The organism is Rhizobium sp. SRDI969 (genome assembly GCF_025152725.1).
Lineage (GTDB): Bacteria > Pseudomonadota > Alphaproteobacteria > Rhizobiales > Rhizobiaceae > Rhizobium > Rhizobium leguminosarum_I.
The window spans coordinates 2801819-2817355 of the sequence record NZ_CP104035.1; the positions used below are offsets into that span (position 1 = coordinate 2801819).

The window sequence follows — 15537 nt, forward strand, 5'->3', positions numbered from 1 at the left end:
AAATTGCCGGATGAAAAGAGAGGCTGGATATCCTGCATCGGGAAGATTGGTTTCCTGCGCCTACTCCCAATCCCTGGCATTGCGCAGCCGGATGCCGCTGACATGCAGGCTGGTGTCCCAGAGGTTCTTCAACGGCCGCAGGCTATCGACGACCCGAAGCTCCACCCTGCGCGGCGCAAACTCCTGGTCGAGCCGCGAGATGGCGGTCCTCTCTATGGGAATGATGCGTCTGCGCGCCACCCACATGCCCGCATCATCCAGACCCTCGAAGCCCTCGGGCGGCATCTCATAACGGTGGATCGTCTCCGCTTCGAGCCTTTCCAGCCACCGGCGCTCGATGAAAGCCGCAGCGCGCCAATCGCCGAGCCAGTGCCGCCGTTCAGTCTCGGGCGTATCGGCTGACGCCCAGAGCAGGATGCGGGGACAATCGCGCGGAAAGAGATATAGGAAATCATCATCGGCATCGATTGCCCAGACGAGCGGACCGTTCAGCCATTCTCGGCCGGGCGCGCGGTCTGACGGGACGCGAACCGGGCGTGGCTCGAACGCCGCGATACCGGCATCGTCGCTGAAATGGAAAAGCCGCATGGCATGAGCTCGTCGCCGATCGGGAAGCTTCAGCGCATATCGTGCTGCGGAGTGATTGTCATCCCGCCGGCCCAACCGGAAAGAGCATCGGAAGAAAAATCAGCCGTTGCCGGCCAGCAGCCGCTTCGCCGCCGCCCTCGCCTCTTCGGTGACCGAAGCCCCGGCCAGCATACGGGCGATCTCCTCGGTGCGGTCCTTCTGCGCCATCGTCGCGACGCGCGTCGCAATCTTTTCAGAGCCGTCGGCCGACGGTCCTTTGGAAATCAACAGATGCGTCGCCGCCCGCGCCGCGACTTGCGGCGCATGCGTGACCGACAGCACCTGCACACGCTCCGACAGCCGCTTCAGCCGCTGGCCGATCGCATCGGCCACCGCACCGCCGACGCCGGTATCGATTTCGTCGAAGACCAGCGTCGGGGCCGATCCACGATCGGCGAGCGCCACTTTCAGCGCCAGCAGGAAACGCGAGAGTTCGCCGCCCGAAGCGACCTTCATGATCGAGCCTGGTCGCGTACCCGGATTGGTCTGGACATGGAACTCGACGACGTCGATGCCTTCGGCGAGCGCCTCCCCCGCATCCGTGCTGATCTCGACCATGAAACGGGCCCGTTCGAGCTTCAGCGCCGGCAGCTCGGCCATGACGGCCCCAGCCAGCGCGGTGCCGGCATGATGGCGCTTGTCGGAGAGCGAGCGCGCCGCCGCATCGTAATTTTCCCGCGCCAGGCCGACCTCGGCTTCGAGCCGCGCAAGCCTCTCCTCGCCCGCGTCGAGATCGGCAAGATCGGCGATCATGCGCACGGCAAGCGCCGGCAGTTCGGTGACGGGCACGGAATATTTGCGCGAGGCGGCCCGCAGCGCGAAAAGCCGCTCCTCCACCCGCTCCAGCTCTCTCGGATCGTATTCGGTCTTGCGCAGCGCCGCCTCGACTTCCATCTGCGCGTTGGAAAGCTGGTCGAGCGCGGCATCGAGCAGCGTCACGGTGTCTTCGAGCAGTCCCGGCGCCTCATGGCTCTTGCGCTCCAGCCGGCGCACCAGCGAGGCAATATGGGGCACCGGCGAGGCATTGCCGTTCAGGAATTCGGACGCCTCGGCGATATCGCCGGCAATTCGCTCGGCTTTCATCATCTTCTGCCGGCGATCGGCGAGCTCTTCCTCCTCGCCATCCTGCGGCTGGAGCTTCTCGAGTTCCGCGACGGACGAGCGCAGATAGTCGGCTTCGCGCGCCGCGCTTTCCACTTTCTCGCGGTGCTTCTTCAGCGTCCGCTCGCTATCGCGCCACAGGCGATAGAGCCGGGAGATCTCTGAAACCTCGTCGGTGAGGCCGGCGAAGGCATCGAGCAGCGTGCGGTGAGCGTTGGTGTCGACTAAGGCGCGATCGTCGTGCTGGCCGTGGATTTCGACGAGCATCTGACCGGCCTGGCGCATCAGTTGCACGCTGACCGGCTGGTCGTTGACATAGGCCTTGGTGCGCCCATCCGCCGATTGCTGGCGGCGGAAGATCAAGTCGCCCTCGTCATCGATGCCGTTTTCGCGCAGCAGTGTGCGGGCGCCGTGTTCCATGCCGACGTCGAACACCGCCGTCACCTGGCCCTTGTCCTCGCCATGGCGCACCAAATCGCCGTCGCCGCGCCCACCAAGCGCCAGCGACAAGCTGTCGAGCAGGATGGATTTGCCCGCCCCGGTCTCGCCCGTCAGCACGGAGAGGCCGGTCTCGAAGGCAAGATCCAGCCGCTCGATCAGGACGATATCGCGGATCGAAAGCTGGATCAGCATTGGCCTCAGGAACCGAGAAGAAGTTTCTTGCCCGCTGCCGCGATCCACGAGCCCTTGTTTTCACGCGGCTCGGCACCGCCGCTCTGCAGCAGCTTATAGGAATCAGCATACCACTGGCTGTCGGGATAATTGTGACCGAGAACGGCAGCGGCTGTCTGCGCCTCGTCGACGATGCCCATGGCGTAATAAGCTTCGACGAGGCGCGCTAAGGCCTCTTCGATCTGGTTCGTATTCGGATATTTCTCGACGACGATGCGGAAGCGCGAGATCGCGGCGAGGTATTCCTTCCGCTCCATGTAGTAGCGGCCGATCTGCATTTCCTTGCCGGCGAGCTGGTCGCGCGCGAAGCGGATCTTGGCCTGTGCGTCGTCGACATATTCGGAGTTCGGATAATTGTCGATGACGGCCTGCATCGCCTCGATCGTCTTGGCCGAGGCGCGCTGGTCCTGCGTCACGTCGACGATCTGCTTGGAATAGGTGAGACCGATAAGATACTGCACATAGGCAGCATCCTGGGACTTCGGATATTGCGACATGTAGCGATTGCCGGAAGCAAGCGCATCGTCCAAACGGCCCTGGCGATATTTGACGAAGGTGCTCATCACAAGCGCCTTGCGCGCCCATTCGGAGAACGGGTTTTCGCGGTCGATCGCGTCGAACTTGCGCGCCGCTTCCGCCATGTTGCCGGCCTTCATATTGGCAAGACCCTGGGTGTAGAGCACGTCAGGCGGATCGGTTTCGAGGCCGAGCTTGGTGATGTCGATATCGGGATCCGACTGGCAACCGGAGATCGAGGCGCCTGCGCTGAGCACCAGAAGCGATGCGAACAAAGCGCGCGCTGTCTTCATCATACCTTCAGATCCTGCATAACCCATTCGAAAGAACCCCACTGCTGCCGCTCTCTCCACGGCAGCCACGCCTCGCTGGCGTTTCTAGCCACAAATGTGCATCAAGAGCAACGCAATGATAAGGCATTAACGCATTTTTGTGGCAGCGGCCGAAGAATGACCGCCTTTTCAACTTCTTCCCGACCTGTGGCAGCCAAGCATCGGTTATCGCCGCAGACGCGGTCGGACATAAAAAAACCGCCTCCGGGAAAGAGGCGGCCTGGTCTTGAGAATATGCTGGAGGTCATGCCGACCAGGGAGCGAATTCCGAAGCGCTGACTGCGATCAGCTCGCGGGCAGCGACACGCTGGCGCGGCGTCGACGTCTCTACGACCTCATAGGCGGAGGGATCGGCGAGCAGCGCCTTCAGCGCATTGGCATTCATCTTGTGACCACCGCGATACGAGCGGTAGCAGCCGATGAACTGGGCACCGGCAAGCGACAGATCGCCGACGGCATCGAGCGTCTTATGGCGGACGAATTCGTCCTTGGCGTAACGCAGCCCTTCGACGTTGATGACGGTGTTGTCGTCCGAGATGACGACGGAATTTTCGAGTGAGGAGCCGAGCGCGTGGCCCGACGCCCAGAGGCGTTCGACATCGCGCATGAAGCCGAAGGTGCGGGCGCGGGAAAGTTCCGTCTTGAAGACGGCGGCTGTCATGTCGCCGGCCCACTTCTGCCGGCCGATCAGCGGGCAGTCGAAATCGATCTCGACTTCGAAGCGCGTACCATCATAGGGACGGAATTCACTCCAGGAGCCGCCATGCTCGATTCGCACCGGCTTGGTGATACGGATATAACGGCGCTTGACGCCAAGCGAGACGAGACCGACCTGCTCAATCGCCTCGACGAAGGGCAGCGAGCTGCCATCCATGATCGGCATTTCGGAGCCCGGCACCTCGATCACCACATTGTCGAGGCCGAGCGCATAGACGGCGGCCATGACATGCTCGATCGTCGCGACCGAATGGGCGGGTGAGAAGCCGAGCACGGTGCAGAGGTCGGTATTGCCGACCTGCGAGGAAACAGCCTTGAGTTCGGTAATGTCGCCATTGTCATGCAGGCGCTGGAAAACGACGCCGGTGTCCGATTCCGCCGGGTTCAGAGTGATCGAGACTTCAGCGCCCGAATGCACTCCGATGCCCGAAAGCGTCACGGGACGCGATACCGTCGTTTGAAAACCCAGCAAGCCAATTGCCATAAATTCTGCCTTTATTCTTCCGCACCGGCGGCATGTCCGATCGGCGCGGTCATCGTTTATTCTGCAGCCGGAGCCTGTCGAAAGGTCTCATGGGGCAGTTTCGTTGCACCATACTTACGTGCGCCGGCGCTCCAATCCAAATCACTGTTTCTTTCGCTTTGTTACGAAGTCACGCAATTGAAATCGTTTGCGAATCACCGGCAGAAAAATAGCAATGCCCGGGACCTTGATCCCGGGCATAAACGGTGCCGATTACGGCCTCAGTTCGACTGGCGACGCAGGAATGCCGGGATTTCCAGCTGGTCGTCTTCCTGCATCATCCGGGCCTGCGGAACCGCGCGGCCCTGGTCGTCGAGGTTGCCGCGACGCGGTGCGTAGAGGCTTGCCTCCGGCGACAGCGGACGGCGCTGTTGCGAAGCGGCGGGCGGCGCGGCGGTCATATCGGCGGCAACGGCGTCGTCGTCGCGGCGGCCAAGCGAATTGGTGATTCGCTTGAGCAGGCCCATCGGACCGCGCTCCTCCGCCGCATGCGCGGAGGCCGGCTGGGTGCGGTGGTCGAGTTCGGCCTGGACGACCGGCGGGAAATCCTCGACCTTCGGCATGCGCATCGGTTCGGGCGTCTGGCGGATGATCGGCTCCTGCCGAACCGGCTGCTGCTGGACCGGCTGGCTTATCACCGGCTGGCTCATGACGGGCGCCGGAGCCTGCTGCTGCACCGGTGCCGGACGCATTGCCGGAGCTTCCGGTGCCGGCGCAAAGATCTTGCTCTGCGGACGGAAGGTCTCCTGCTGTGCCGCCGGCTGCTGCAGCGGTGCGGCAGCACGCGGGGCCGGAATTTCGAGCTCGCGTTCCATCTCGGCTTCGCGGATGGTCTGCGCAATCGGATCCATGGCCTTCGGTGCCTGCATCACGGGGGCAGGCTGAACTGCGGCCGCTGCCGGAGCAACAGCCGCGGAGGGACGGATAGCGGGCCTTGCTGCCGGTTGGAGGTTCCGCTCGGCGGCTTCGTTCATCGCCCGGTCGATGCCGGTTGCGACGACCGAGACGCGGATGATGCCTTCGAGCGATTCGTCGAAGGTGGCGCCGAGGATGATGTTGGCGTCAGGATCGACTTCCTCGCGGATGCGGGTCGCGGCTTCGTCAACTTCGAAGAGGGTGAGGTCGCGACCACCGGTAATGGAGATCAGCAGGCCCTGGGCGCCCTTCATCGAGGTTTCGTCGAGCAGCGGGTTGGCGATCGCAGCCTCTGCGGCCTGCAGCGCGCGGCCGGAGCCGGAAGCTTCGCCGGTGCCCATCATCGCGCGGCCCATCTCGCGCATCACCGAGCGGACGTCGGCGAAGTCGAGGTTGATGAGACCTTCCTTGACCATCAGGTCGGTGATGCAGGCAACACCCGAATAGAGAACCTGGTCAGCCATGGCGAAGGCATCGGCGAAGGTCGTCTTGTCGTTGGCAATGCGGAAGAGGTTCTGGTTCGGAATGACGATCAGCGTATCGACAGACTTCTGCAGCTCCTGGATGCCCATCTCTGCCAGGCGCATGCGCCGCCCGCCTTCGAAATGGAACGGCTTGGTGACGACGCCGACCGTCAGGATGCCCTTATTGCGAGCCGCCTGTGCGACAACGGGAGCAGCGCCAGTGCCGGTGCCGCCGCCCATGCCGGCGGTGACGAAGCACATATGCGTGCCGTTCAGGTGATCGACGATTTCGTCGATGCACTCCTCGGCAGCCGCGCGGCCGACTTCCGGCTGCGAGCCGGCACCGAGGCCTTCGGTAACGTTGACGCCGAGCTGGATGATGCGCTCGGCCTTCGTCATCGTCAGCGCCTGCGCATCCGTGTTGGCGACGACGAAGTCGACGCCCTGGAGGCCTGCGGTGATCATGTTGTTGACGGCATTGCCGCCACCGCCGCCAACGCCGAACACGGTGATGCGCGGCTTCAGCTCTGTGATGTCAGGCTTTTGCAGCTTGATGGTCATGGTACCTGTTCCTTCTCTCTCTGGCCGCATCGCCACGCCGGCCAATTACGCAATTTCAGAAACTTTCCTTCAGCCACTGGCCCATGCGGGCTATGCGGCTGTTATTTCCCCCAAGCGACATGAGCAGACCGCTCTGTGACGCATGTGTCTCCATGTCCGCGACCTGCGGATAAATCATCAGGCCGACGGCCGTCGAAAAAGCCGGCCCCTTGGCCGCCGTCGGCAACCCCGAAACGCCCATCGGACGACCAATGCGGACGTTGCGGGCAAGGATGCGCCGCGCCACGTCCGCAAGGCCGGTCAGTTGGCTCGCCCCGCCGGTCAGCACGACACGCTTGCCGACGATCGGGCTGAAGCCGGAGCGCTGGATACGGTCGCGGATCAGTTCCATCGTCTCCTCGATTCGGGCCGATACGATGCGCGAAACCAAGGCTCGCGGCACCTGTGACGGCTGGTCGCGATCATCCTCGCCGATCGGCGGGATCGAGATCAGCTCGCGCTCGTCGGAGGAATTCGAAAGGGCCGAGGCATGCACGACCTTCAGGCGCTCCGCATCCTCGATGCGGGTCGAAAGGCCGCGCGCCAGGTCGGTGGTGACGTGATGGCCGCCGAGGCCGACAGCATCCGTATGAACGAGCTTGCCCTCGGCAAAGACCGAGATCGTCGTCGTGCCGCCGCCCATGTCGATCGCTGCACAGCCGAGCTCGACCTCGTCGTCGACGAGAGCCGCAAGACCCGATGCATAGGGCGTCGCGACGATGCCCTCGACCGACAGATGTGCGCGGTTGACGCTAAGCTCGAGGTTCTTCAGCGCCGAGCGCTCCGCCGTCACGACATGCATGTCGACGCCGAGCGCATCGCCATACATCGCCAGCGGATCGCGGATGCCGCGCTCGCCGTCGAGCGAGAAGCCGGTCGCCAGCGAATGCAGCACCGAACGGTCCTGGCGCAGCGACTGCTGGCAAGCGGCCGACAGCACCTTCTTCAGATCGTTGAGCTCGACTTCCTGGCCGCCGAGATCGATCGTCGCAGTGTAGATGTCGCTGCCGAGGCGGCCAGCCGTCAGGTTGACGATCAGGCTTTCGACGGTCAGCCCCGCCATGCGCTCCGCCGCGTCGACCGCAAGGCGAATGACGCCTTCCAGCGCGTCGAGATCGGCGATGACGCCGGTCTTGATGCCACGGGAGCGCTGATGGCCGATGCCGATAATCTCGATATTGTGCGTGCGGCCCGGCAGGATCTGGCTTTCCTCGCGCGGCGTCAGCCGGCCGATCATGCAGACGACCTTGGTCGAGCCGATGTCGAGCACCGAAACGACATGCGACCGCTTCGACGAAAGCGGCTTCAGGCGCGGCAATCCGAAATGGGATGAACCGAACAAGCTCATATATTCTGCCCCGCCTTCTTCAATTCTTTCGTACGCTCCGTCACTGCCGTCTGCCTGCGGATCGCCGCCTCCGGCGTCAGCTGGATCGCGGTTCTGTCGGCCAGCCGGAGATCGACTGCGGCAATGTCCCGCTCCAGCAGCTGGTGCTCATTGTCGAACTTCGAAAGCGTCGCCAGTGCCTGATCGATACCGTCTTCCGGCAGCTTGACGACGACGCCGTTATCCATGTGCAGGTCCCAGCGACGGCCGGATATCCAGACATAGGCCTTCACGCGGGCCTTCACGTCGGGCCACTTCGAGAAGGCTTCGTCGAGCGAAGCCGCCGCCGTTTCGGCATCGCGGCCGACGACGAGCGGCAGCGCCGAAAACTTGTTGTCGCGCAGCGGCGCAATGACGCTGCCGTTCTTCTCGATCAGGGAAAGCTCCTGCCCGTGCTGCCAAATCGCATAGGCCTGGCGCTCCTTGAGCTTCACCTCGATCGTCTTCGGATAAATCTTGCGGACCTCGACATTTTCGACCCAGGGAAGATGGGCGATCTTCCTGCGGGCGGCATCGACGTCGAGGGCGACCAGCGAGGTTGTGCCGTCAAGGCCAATCAGCTGCAGGATCTCGATTTCGGAGGTCTCCGAATTGCCGGAGACCTTGACATCCTCGATGGCAAAACCCGCGGCCGTCGTCGTCGCCTGCGCGACGGCTTCCGTGTGACCGCCGAGCGACATGCCGTAAAGCCCCGTCGCAGCCAGAAAAGCGAGCGCCGAGACCGTGCCCGTATGAACAGGAATGTAGATGCGGCCGCTGCAGAGGCTGATCAGGAAGCGCGTGACCCGGCGCAATGGTCGCGGCAGCACGAACCGCTCTTCGGCTTCCATGATCGGAAGCACGGCATGATGGCTGGGGCGCCCTATCCTCTTGACCGTCAACGCAAACAAGACGCGTCCTCCACCATCCACCGGAGAAACTGACCAAAGGAATAGCCGGCATGACCGGCCATTTCGGGCACGAGCGAGGTTGGAGTCATCCCTGGCTGGGTATTGACCTCCAGCCAGATGATTTCGCCGTCTTCGGAGAAACGATCGTCGTAACGAAAGTCGGACCGACTGACGCCGCGACAACCGATTGCCTGATGCGCCCTTAGGGACAATGTTTGTATTTTTTGGTAAATATTCGGTGAAATTTTCGCGGGGATGACGTGTTTTGAACCGCCCGCCGCATACTTGGAGTCGTAATCATAAAAATTGTGTCCCTGCGGCACCACTTCCGTGACACCGAGCGCAGCTTCACCCATGACGCCGCAGGTGAGTTCGCGACCGTAAACATAGCGCTCGACGATCACTTCCTCGCCGTAACGCCACTCGGGCGAACTGACGATCTGCGGCGGATGCGCCTGATCTTCGGTGACGATGACGACGCCGAAGCTCGACCCCTCGCGGAGGGGTTTCACCACATAGGGCGGCTTCATCGGATGTGTCGAGGGAAAGGCGAAACGGTTGACCACCTGCGATTCGGCGACCGGAATGCCGGCGGCGCCGGCAACGAGCTTCGCCTTGTCCTTGTCCATCGCCAGCGCTGAGGCAAGCACGCCCGAATGCGTATAGGGGATTTCGAGATATTCGAGGATGCCCTGAATGGTGCCGTCTTCGCCGAACGGGCCGTGGAGCGCATTGAAGACGACATCGGGCTTCAGCGCGGCAAGTTTCTCGGAAACGTCGCGCGCCACGTCGATGCGCGTTACGTCGAAACCCTCCGCTTCAAGAGCTTCTGCGCAAGCCTTTCCCGAGGAAAGGCTGACGGGCCTTTCCGAGGAAAATCCGCCCATCAGGACAGCGACATGCTTGCGACTCATCAACACCCCCAAAAAATAACTTCCATTCTCGAAATCGACGCTTGCGCGAAGCTGTCTGCGCCGTTTCAGGCCTTTGTCCGACCTGGGTGCATTAGAGCATCATTATGGTTAATGAAGTGTTTACTTTCGTTAACTCCGTCTTGCCGCGCCCTTGATTTTTTAACCTTCGCTTCTTCGGGAGTGTCGGAGCGAAGATGCCCGCCGACCCGCGAAAACAGAAAAGCCCGCGCAGAAAAACCGCGCGGGCTCAATGGGATAGATCATGTCTTGCAGTCAGTCGGCATCGTCGAGGATTTTCCACACGAGTCCGCCGAGCGCCCCACCCGCAAGCGGCGCAATCCAGAACAGCCAGAGCTGCTGCAGCGCCCAGCCACCGACGAAAAGCGCCTGGCCGGTGGAACGCGCCGGATTGACCGAGGTATTCGTCACGGGGATAGAAACGAGATGGATCAGCGTCAGCCCGAGGCCGATCGCAAGCGGCGCGAAGCCCGCAGGCACCCGGCTGCTGGTCGACCCCAGGATGATGATCAGGAAGAACATGGTGAGCAACACTTCGATCAGCAGCGCCGAAAGCAGTGAATAACCACCCGGAGAATGATCGCCATATCCGTTGGCGGCAAAGCCGCCGAGCTCGAACCCCGCCTTGCCGCTGGCGACGAGATAAAGCAGCGCCGCCGCAGCGATGGCGCCGACAATCTGCACGACGACATAGGGAACGAGACGCGCCGCCGGAAACCGTCCGGCAACCGTAAGGCCAAGCGAGACGGCAGGATTGAAATGACCGCCCGAAATGCCGCCCACGGCATAGGCCATGGTGAGCACGGTCAGACCGAACGCAAAGGCCACGCCGACAAAACCGATTCCAAGCTCGGGATAGGCGGCCGCCAGCACGGCGCTGCCGCATCCGCCGAAGACCAGCCAGAACGTGCCGAGAAATTCGGCAACTAGACTCTTTTGCATGCGCGCCTCCTTAACTCCAACCAAGAGTTTAGATGAATCCGTTACAATTTGATTCCGGTCAAGCTCGCGGACATTGCTGTGGCAAGCTTCACGCAAGGATCGAGAAACGTGTTCGACATGCGATACCTACGGCGTCAGGAGACGTTTTCTCAGATCTGAAATTGCGCTAAGACCCGCCAGCCTCCCAGGGCGCTCCATAGAAATATTGATTGGAATGAAAATGACAGACGCGATCTCCGCATCGCCGACTCCCGCCTCGAACAGCGCGCAAGTCAATTCTCCGGCTCGCGTCCTCATCGCCAGCCTTGTCGGCACTACCATCGAATTCTTCGACTTCTACGTCTACGCGACGGCAGCCGTCCTCGTCTTCCCGCATCTCTTCTTCCCGGCAAGCGATTCGAACGCCGCAACGCTGCAGTCGCTCGTCACCTTCTCGATCGCCTTCTTCGCCCGCCCCATCGGCGCCGTCATTTTCGGTCATTTCGGCGACCGCATCGGCCGCAAGGCGACGCTCGTCGCCGCGCTGATGACGATGGGGCTTTCGACGGTCCTGATCGGCATGCTACCGGGCTATGATGCGATCGGCATCGCAGCACCCTTGTTGCTGGCGCTTTGCCGGTTCGGTCAGGGCCTCGGCCTCGGCGGCGAATGGGGCGGCGCCGTTCTGCTTGCCACCGAAAACGCTCCTCCCGGCAAGCGCAGCTGGTACGCCATGTTCCCGCAGCTCGGCGCGCCGATCGGCTTCATCCTCTCCTCCGGCTTCTTCCTCATCCTGGCGGAAACGATGAGCAACGAGGATTTCCTCGACTACGGATGGCGCATTCCCTTCATCGCTAGCCTCGCCCTCGTCGCCGTCGGCCTCTATGTCCGCCTCAAGATCGCCGAGACGCCGGAATTCCGCAAAGCCGTCGAAAAGCACGAGCGCGTCGCCGTGCCGATCGAGGTGGTCTTCCGCGGTCATCTGCGCAGCCTGATCCTCGGCACCTTCATTGCAGTCGCGACCTTCGTACTGTTCTACCTGATGACAGTCTTCACGCTCTCCTGGGGCACGACACCCTTGGAAAAGGGCGGGCTCGGTTATACGAGAGAGCAGTTCCTGGTCGTCCAGCTTGTCGGTGTCGTCTTCTTCGGCCTGACGATCCCACTCTCCGGCTGGCTCTCCGACCTCTACTCGCGCCGCCTCATCCTGACGCTGACGACGATTGCCATCGTGATCTTCGGCTTCTTCTACGCGACGCTATTGACCAGCGGTCTGACCGGCGCTTTCCTGTGCTCGATCATCGGCCTCGCCTTGATGGGCTTCACCTATGGTCCGATCGGCGCTGCCCTTGCCGCTCCCTTCCCGACCATGGTGCGCTATACCGGCGCCTCGATGACCTTCAACCTCGGCGGCATCTTCGGCGCTTCGCTCGCCCCTTATATCGCCACCTGGCTCGCCACCCATTACAGCCTGGACTATGTCGGCTACTACCTCGCCGCCTCGGCGGTGATCTCGCTGGTCTGCATCCGGCTGTCGGGCCGCGAGGAAGTCTGAGCCATCTGCCGTGCAAGCAAAAAAAGCCGCGGCACTCGTCGCGGCTTCAGACGGCTATCCAGCGTGCTTTGTGCGTTTATAGCCTGGCAATCGCGAGGAAGATCATACGGCGGATCTCTGCGTGGCTGGCATCATCGGTCGGCTTCACCCTCGTCGACAGGCATTATTTTCTGCATGTTGCTCCGTGCCGGGGAGCGGCTACCGCAACATTCCTTGAGGCTTTTCCCTGAACCGCAAGGACATGGATCTTTGCTCCTGCGCTGCAGGCGACCGATCAGGGGGAGAATAACTGCGGTCGGCAAGAATGCGGCGACAAGAGTAAACAACTTGGCTGAAATGCCGGGAACGACGCGGCGATGGCCGGAGTTGAAACCGCTCCAGGCCCGCTCAGCGACATATTCAGCGTCCAGCTTGGGCAATATCTTGAAGAGAGCCGCCCGGTTCGCGCCGGCCTTTTCAAGGAATTCGGTGGATACCGGTCCTGGCGCCACACATGTCACGGTAACGCCAAAACGGCGCACTTCCTGATGGAGCGCGTCCGAAAAAGAGCGCACAAAACCCTTGCTTGCGTAATACAATGCCATGTACGGCCCGGGAACGAGACCCGCTACGGAGCCGAGATTGATCACGCCGCCACGTCCGCGCGCCAGCATTCCAGGCAGGAAGCGAAGGGTCATGTCGGTCAGGGCGCGTATATTGACATCGATAATCCCCATCTGATCTTTGACAGGGAGTAACGTTGCTGCGCCTCGCAGACCATACCCGGCACTGTTGACCAGGACGCCGCAGACCAAATCGTTGGCAACTAGAAAAGCCTCAAGACGCCCCGACGCATCGGCTGCGAAGAGATCCAGCTCCAGCGTAAACGCCTCACCGCCGGCCTGCCGTACGTCGGCCGCCGCAGCGGCGAGGCCTTCCGGCGAACGCGCGACGAGCACGACGACATTGTGTTCGCGTGCCGCAACCTTTGCGATCGCTCGTCCGATGCCGCGGGAACCGCCAACCACGACGACAGTCAACCGGGGCTCACTGTGCGGTGTCACTTCGATGTTCCTACTACCGTCACGATGGTAGGGGCTCCGATCTGGGCGAGGCTTTTTACTTCGTCGGCGACCTCGCCGTTCAAGATCCTTTCGAACCGTTCCAATGCTCGTGCGACATTCGCTCCATCCATGACCCTGTGGTCGTAGTGGATGCGGACAGCAACCGATCCATGCTCGCCGATCGGGCCGTAGTTGAAAAGTGTGGTCAACGGGCTGAGAGGGTTGAGAGACTCTGCTCCGAGACCCGAATAGACAGACAGTTGGAAGGTGCCAAAATAACGCGCTCGCTTCCGTCCTATATTGAGTCCGAGCCACATGAGCAGCCACCTCACAGGGGCAGGTGCGCGAGCGAGCTTCAGGGAGCGCCGAAACTCCTTGATCTCCAGAACCGGAAGTGACCTCGCTGAACGGATCAGCGTCTCCAGCTCGGTGATTGAGCGTTGCTCGGGACCTTTGATGGTGCTCAGCAGAACGACCCGCTCTCCGTCATGCTCGCGCTCATGGGCAATGGAGGCCACGCTGGCCGGATATTCATAGAGCTGTGGCCACGGAAACTTGATATAAGCACGCCGCAATTCAGGAATTTCTTGAGAGAGCAGGGCGTATCCCTTCAAAAAAAGCACTGTCCAGGACGGCCGGGCATCCGCTCCGTCTCTTGCATCCAGGAGGGGCCGAAGGTTCATTTGCCGCTGGACCGTCACACGCGGCACCCCAATCGAGAATCTCATCAGATCTCCGACAAGGCGTCGCGATGCCGAGAGCTTGATCGTTCGGCCTCTCATCTTGCCACCTCTAATAAAGATAAGGGATGATGCGCTTGGTCTTCGCCATATACGCTTGATATTGCGGGCCGAAAACTTCCAGCATCATACGTTCTTCCTTGTCCACCCTTAGGAAGAATAGAACGGCGAAGCCGATCAGGCCTGCCATGCCTGCCACCCAGTTGGGCAGCAGAAACGCTTGTGAAAGCCCCATCAGAAGAAACGACGTGTACATCGGATGGCGGACAAGGGCGTACGGTCCAGCGCATATCAATTCGTGCTGCTGGCGGATCTCCAGTGTAATCGACCAGTTTCGTCCTAATTGCTTGTGGGTCCTTCGAAAGACCCACATCGCGGCGCAGAACAGTATTGCCCCGATCACGACGGCCCACAAATGGGCGGTATGGTCGGCTGCCTCAGGCATGCCGGTCGCCACGTAAAATCCCGGCACGATCGCAAGTCCGGCGAGGGCTGCTGCAAGCCCGACCGCCTCTGAACCGGTACGGCGATTACTGACGACCGGCACTCGCTTTGCGCGACGCTCAAATGGGTATCGAATGATGCACCATGCAACAATTCCGAGAACCCAGACGACCTCGCCGACGACGGCTGCTGATAAGTTCAAATCAAGTCACCAGAACCTTTCCATGATCTGCTTCTTGGAGACCCGGTAATCAACCTGTATTCATCTCCCGAAGGTTTGTAATGAATTGTTGCGGCCTTAGCCAAATGCTGGGCGCCTTATAACCCATGTGCCGTGCGATATCCGCCACAAAGGCATTGCAGTTGTATATCGATGCCTCCCAGAGACGAGAGGTTGCCTGCAGTTTGCGTATATACGCAACTGTGTCGTTATATTCATTGTCACTCAGCATCACACGCCAGCTTGCTGATCTGTACTGCTCTTCCAGGTCACCGTCCGTCGCTCCGGTCGTGGCCGGAACCGGTATGAAGTGGCCTATTACATACTGCGCGGCATCGGGAGAAGCTGGGGCAAGCCCTGCAACTTCGGGATTGATCATATTTCCGTTTTTATCCGCCTGCCCAAAAACGACATACGTGTGGCCGTAGGTCAGCGCATAGCGTGAGCGGAATTCGATGAAATGCCGATTTGATTTGTTTTCAGCCGTATTGGTTGGAGCTACGCCTCTGCCGTTGGATGTATAATGCGGTAAAGGCCTTTTGTCTTCTGTCTGGCATGACGATGCCACGAACGCCAACATAACAACTAGCGACACACCGCCTCTTCCAAGCGCCATCACTAAGCTCCATATGCAGGCCCTGACGAATGCGAGCCCGAAGTCAGCAATAAAATGCCACTCTTGCGCTGTGAGTTACGAAGGAGCGCAGCTTGGCGGTTTATGTAAGAAGAGGAAGGGTCTATGTGACCCTTCCTAAGAATCAGACGCGATATGCTACTTGTAGACTGCTTCTGCCGGCGGTGGGGCTTTCCCCTTGCCTTTGCCAATCGACCCGCAAGCACTCAGATTGGCCACCGCAAACATCGCAAGGATTACGATTAGAATTCTGCTCATCAAGAAGTCCTCTCCTCATCATGGCATAGCCTTCTAAGCTACACCT

15 protein-coding genes are annotated in these 15537 nt (G+C 61.1%); 1 reads left to right on the forward strand and 14 read right to left on the reverse strand.

From position 1 onward, the window contains the following. Nucleotides 1-60: 60 nt before the first annotated feature. The 9 genes from N2A41_RS14135 to aqpZ all read right to left on the reverse strand — a co-directional run bounded on the left by N2A41_RS14135 (nucleotide 61) and on the right by aqpZ (nucleotide 10618). The gene (locus tag N2A41_RS14135) at nucleotides 61-588 is read right to left on the reverse strand and encodes a DUF6886 family protein (RefSeq protein ID WP_170262262.1); all 528 of its coding nucleotides are present in this window, start codon (nucleotides 586-588) and stop codon (nucleotides 61-63) included. Between the two features lie 99 nt (nucleotides 589-687). Next, complete coding sequence (gene recN / locus N2A41_RS14140; RefSeq protein ID WP_260109071.1) at nucleotides 688-2361, reverse strand: DNA repair protein RecN; 1674 nt, start codon at nucleotides 2359-2361, stop codon at nucleotides 688-690. 5 nt (nucleotides 2362-2366) lie between these two features. Further along, a complete protein-coding gene (locus tag N2A41_RS14145; RefSeq protein ID WP_017965092.1) occupies nucleotides 2367-3236 on the reverse strand; it encodes an outer membrane protein assembly factor BamD in 870 nt (289 codons plus the stop codon). Nucleotides 3237-3492: 256 nt separating this feature from the next. Then, nucleotides 3493-4449 (reverse strand): UDP-3-O-acyl-N-acetylglucosamine deacetylase, encoded by a 957-nt coding sequence (lpxC, locus tag N2A41_RS14150; protein WP_017965093.1) that lies wholly within the window; start codon nucleotides 4447-4449, stop codon nucleotides 3493-3495. Nucleotides 4450-4709: 260 nt separating this feature from the next. Beyond that, entirely contained in the window at nucleotides 4710-6428 is a 1719-nt protein-coding gene (gene ftsZ / locus N2A41_RS14155) for a cell division protein FtsZ (RefSeq protein WP_260109072.1), read from the reverse strand. A gap of 55 nt (nucleotides 6429-6483) precedes the next feature. Further along, a complete protein-coding gene (gene ftsA / locus N2A41_RS14160) occupies nucleotides 6484-7815 on the reverse strand; it encodes a cell division protein FtsA (RefSeq protein ID WP_003561012.1) in 1332 nt (443 codons plus the stop codon). Continuing rightward, nucleotides 7812-8744 (reverse strand): cell division protein FtsQ/DivIB, encoded by a 933-nt coding sequence (locus N2A41_RS14165; protein WP_222291577.1) that lies wholly within the window; start codon nucleotides 8742-8744, stop codon nucleotides 7812-7814. The genes ftsA and N2A41_RS14165 overlap by 4 nt, the downstream gene beginning before the upstream one ends. Further along, on the reverse strand, nucleotides 8732-9658 hold the full coding sequence (locus tag N2A41_RS14170; RefSeq protein ID WP_017965096.1) for a D-alanine--D-alanine ligase: 927 nt from the start codon (nucleotides 9656-9658) through the stop codon (nucleotides 8732-8734). The genes N2A41_RS14165 and N2A41_RS14170 overlap by 13 nt, the downstream gene beginning before the upstream one ends. A gap of 273 nt (nucleotides 9659-9931) precedes the next feature. After that, nucleotides 9932-10618, reverse strand: a complete 687-nt coding sequence (aqpZ, locus tag N2A41_RS14175; protein WP_162115966.1) for an aquaporin Z — start codon at nucleotides 10616-10618, stop codon at nucleotides 9932-9934. 220 nt (nucleotides 10619-10838) lie between these two features. Here aqpZ and N2A41_RS14180 point away from each other — a divergent pair, with 220 nt between their 5' ends. Beyond that, nucleotides 10839-12152, forward strand: a complete 1314-nt coding sequence (locus N2A41_RS14180; RefSeq protein ID WP_260109073.1) for an MFS transporter — start codon at nucleotides 10839-10841, stop codon at nucleotides 12150-12152. A 131-nt stretch (nucleotides 12153-12283) separates the two neighbouring features. Here the strand turns inward: N2A41_RS14180 and N2A41_RS14185 are convergent, their stop codons facing one another. From N2A41_RS14185 to N2A41_RS14205, 5 genes are all read right to left on the reverse strand, one after another. Continuing rightward, a complete protein-coding gene (locus N2A41_RS14185) occupies nucleotides 12284-13195 on the reverse strand; it encodes an SDR family NAD(P)-dependent oxidoreductase (protein ID WP_222386297.1) in 912 nt (303 codons plus the stop codon). Next, on the reverse strand, nucleotides 13192-13977 hold the full coding sequence (locus N2A41_RS14190) for a hypothetical protein (protein WP_222386298.1): 786 nt from the start codon (nucleotides 13975-13977) through the stop codon (nucleotides 13192-13194). The genes N2A41_RS14185 and N2A41_RS14190 overlap by 4 nt, the downstream gene beginning before the upstream one ends. Before the next feature lie 10 nt (nucleotides 13978-13987). Beyond that, the gene (locus N2A41_RS14195; RefSeq protein WP_222386299.1) at nucleotides 13988-14581 is read right to left on the reverse strand and encodes a protein-S-isoprenylcysteine O-methyltransferase; all 594 of its coding nucleotides are present in this window, start codon (nucleotides 14579-14581) and stop codon (nucleotides 13988-13990) included. Nucleotides 14582-14630: 49 nt separating this feature from the next. Next, nucleotides 14631-15215: a hypothetical protein gene (locus N2A41_RS14200; protein WP_222386300.1), complete on the reverse strand. Its 585-nt coding sequence runs from the start codon at nucleotides 15213-15215 to the stop codon at nucleotides 14631-14633. 156 nt (nucleotides 15216-15371) lie between these two features. Beyond that, the gene (locus N2A41_RS14205) at nucleotides 15372-15491 is read right to left on the reverse strand and encodes a hypothetical protein (RefSeq protein WP_026171022.1); all 120 of its coding nucleotides are present in this window, start codon (nucleotides 15489-15491) and stop codon (nucleotides 15372-15374) included. Nucleotides 15492-15537 lie beyond the last annotated feature (46 nt).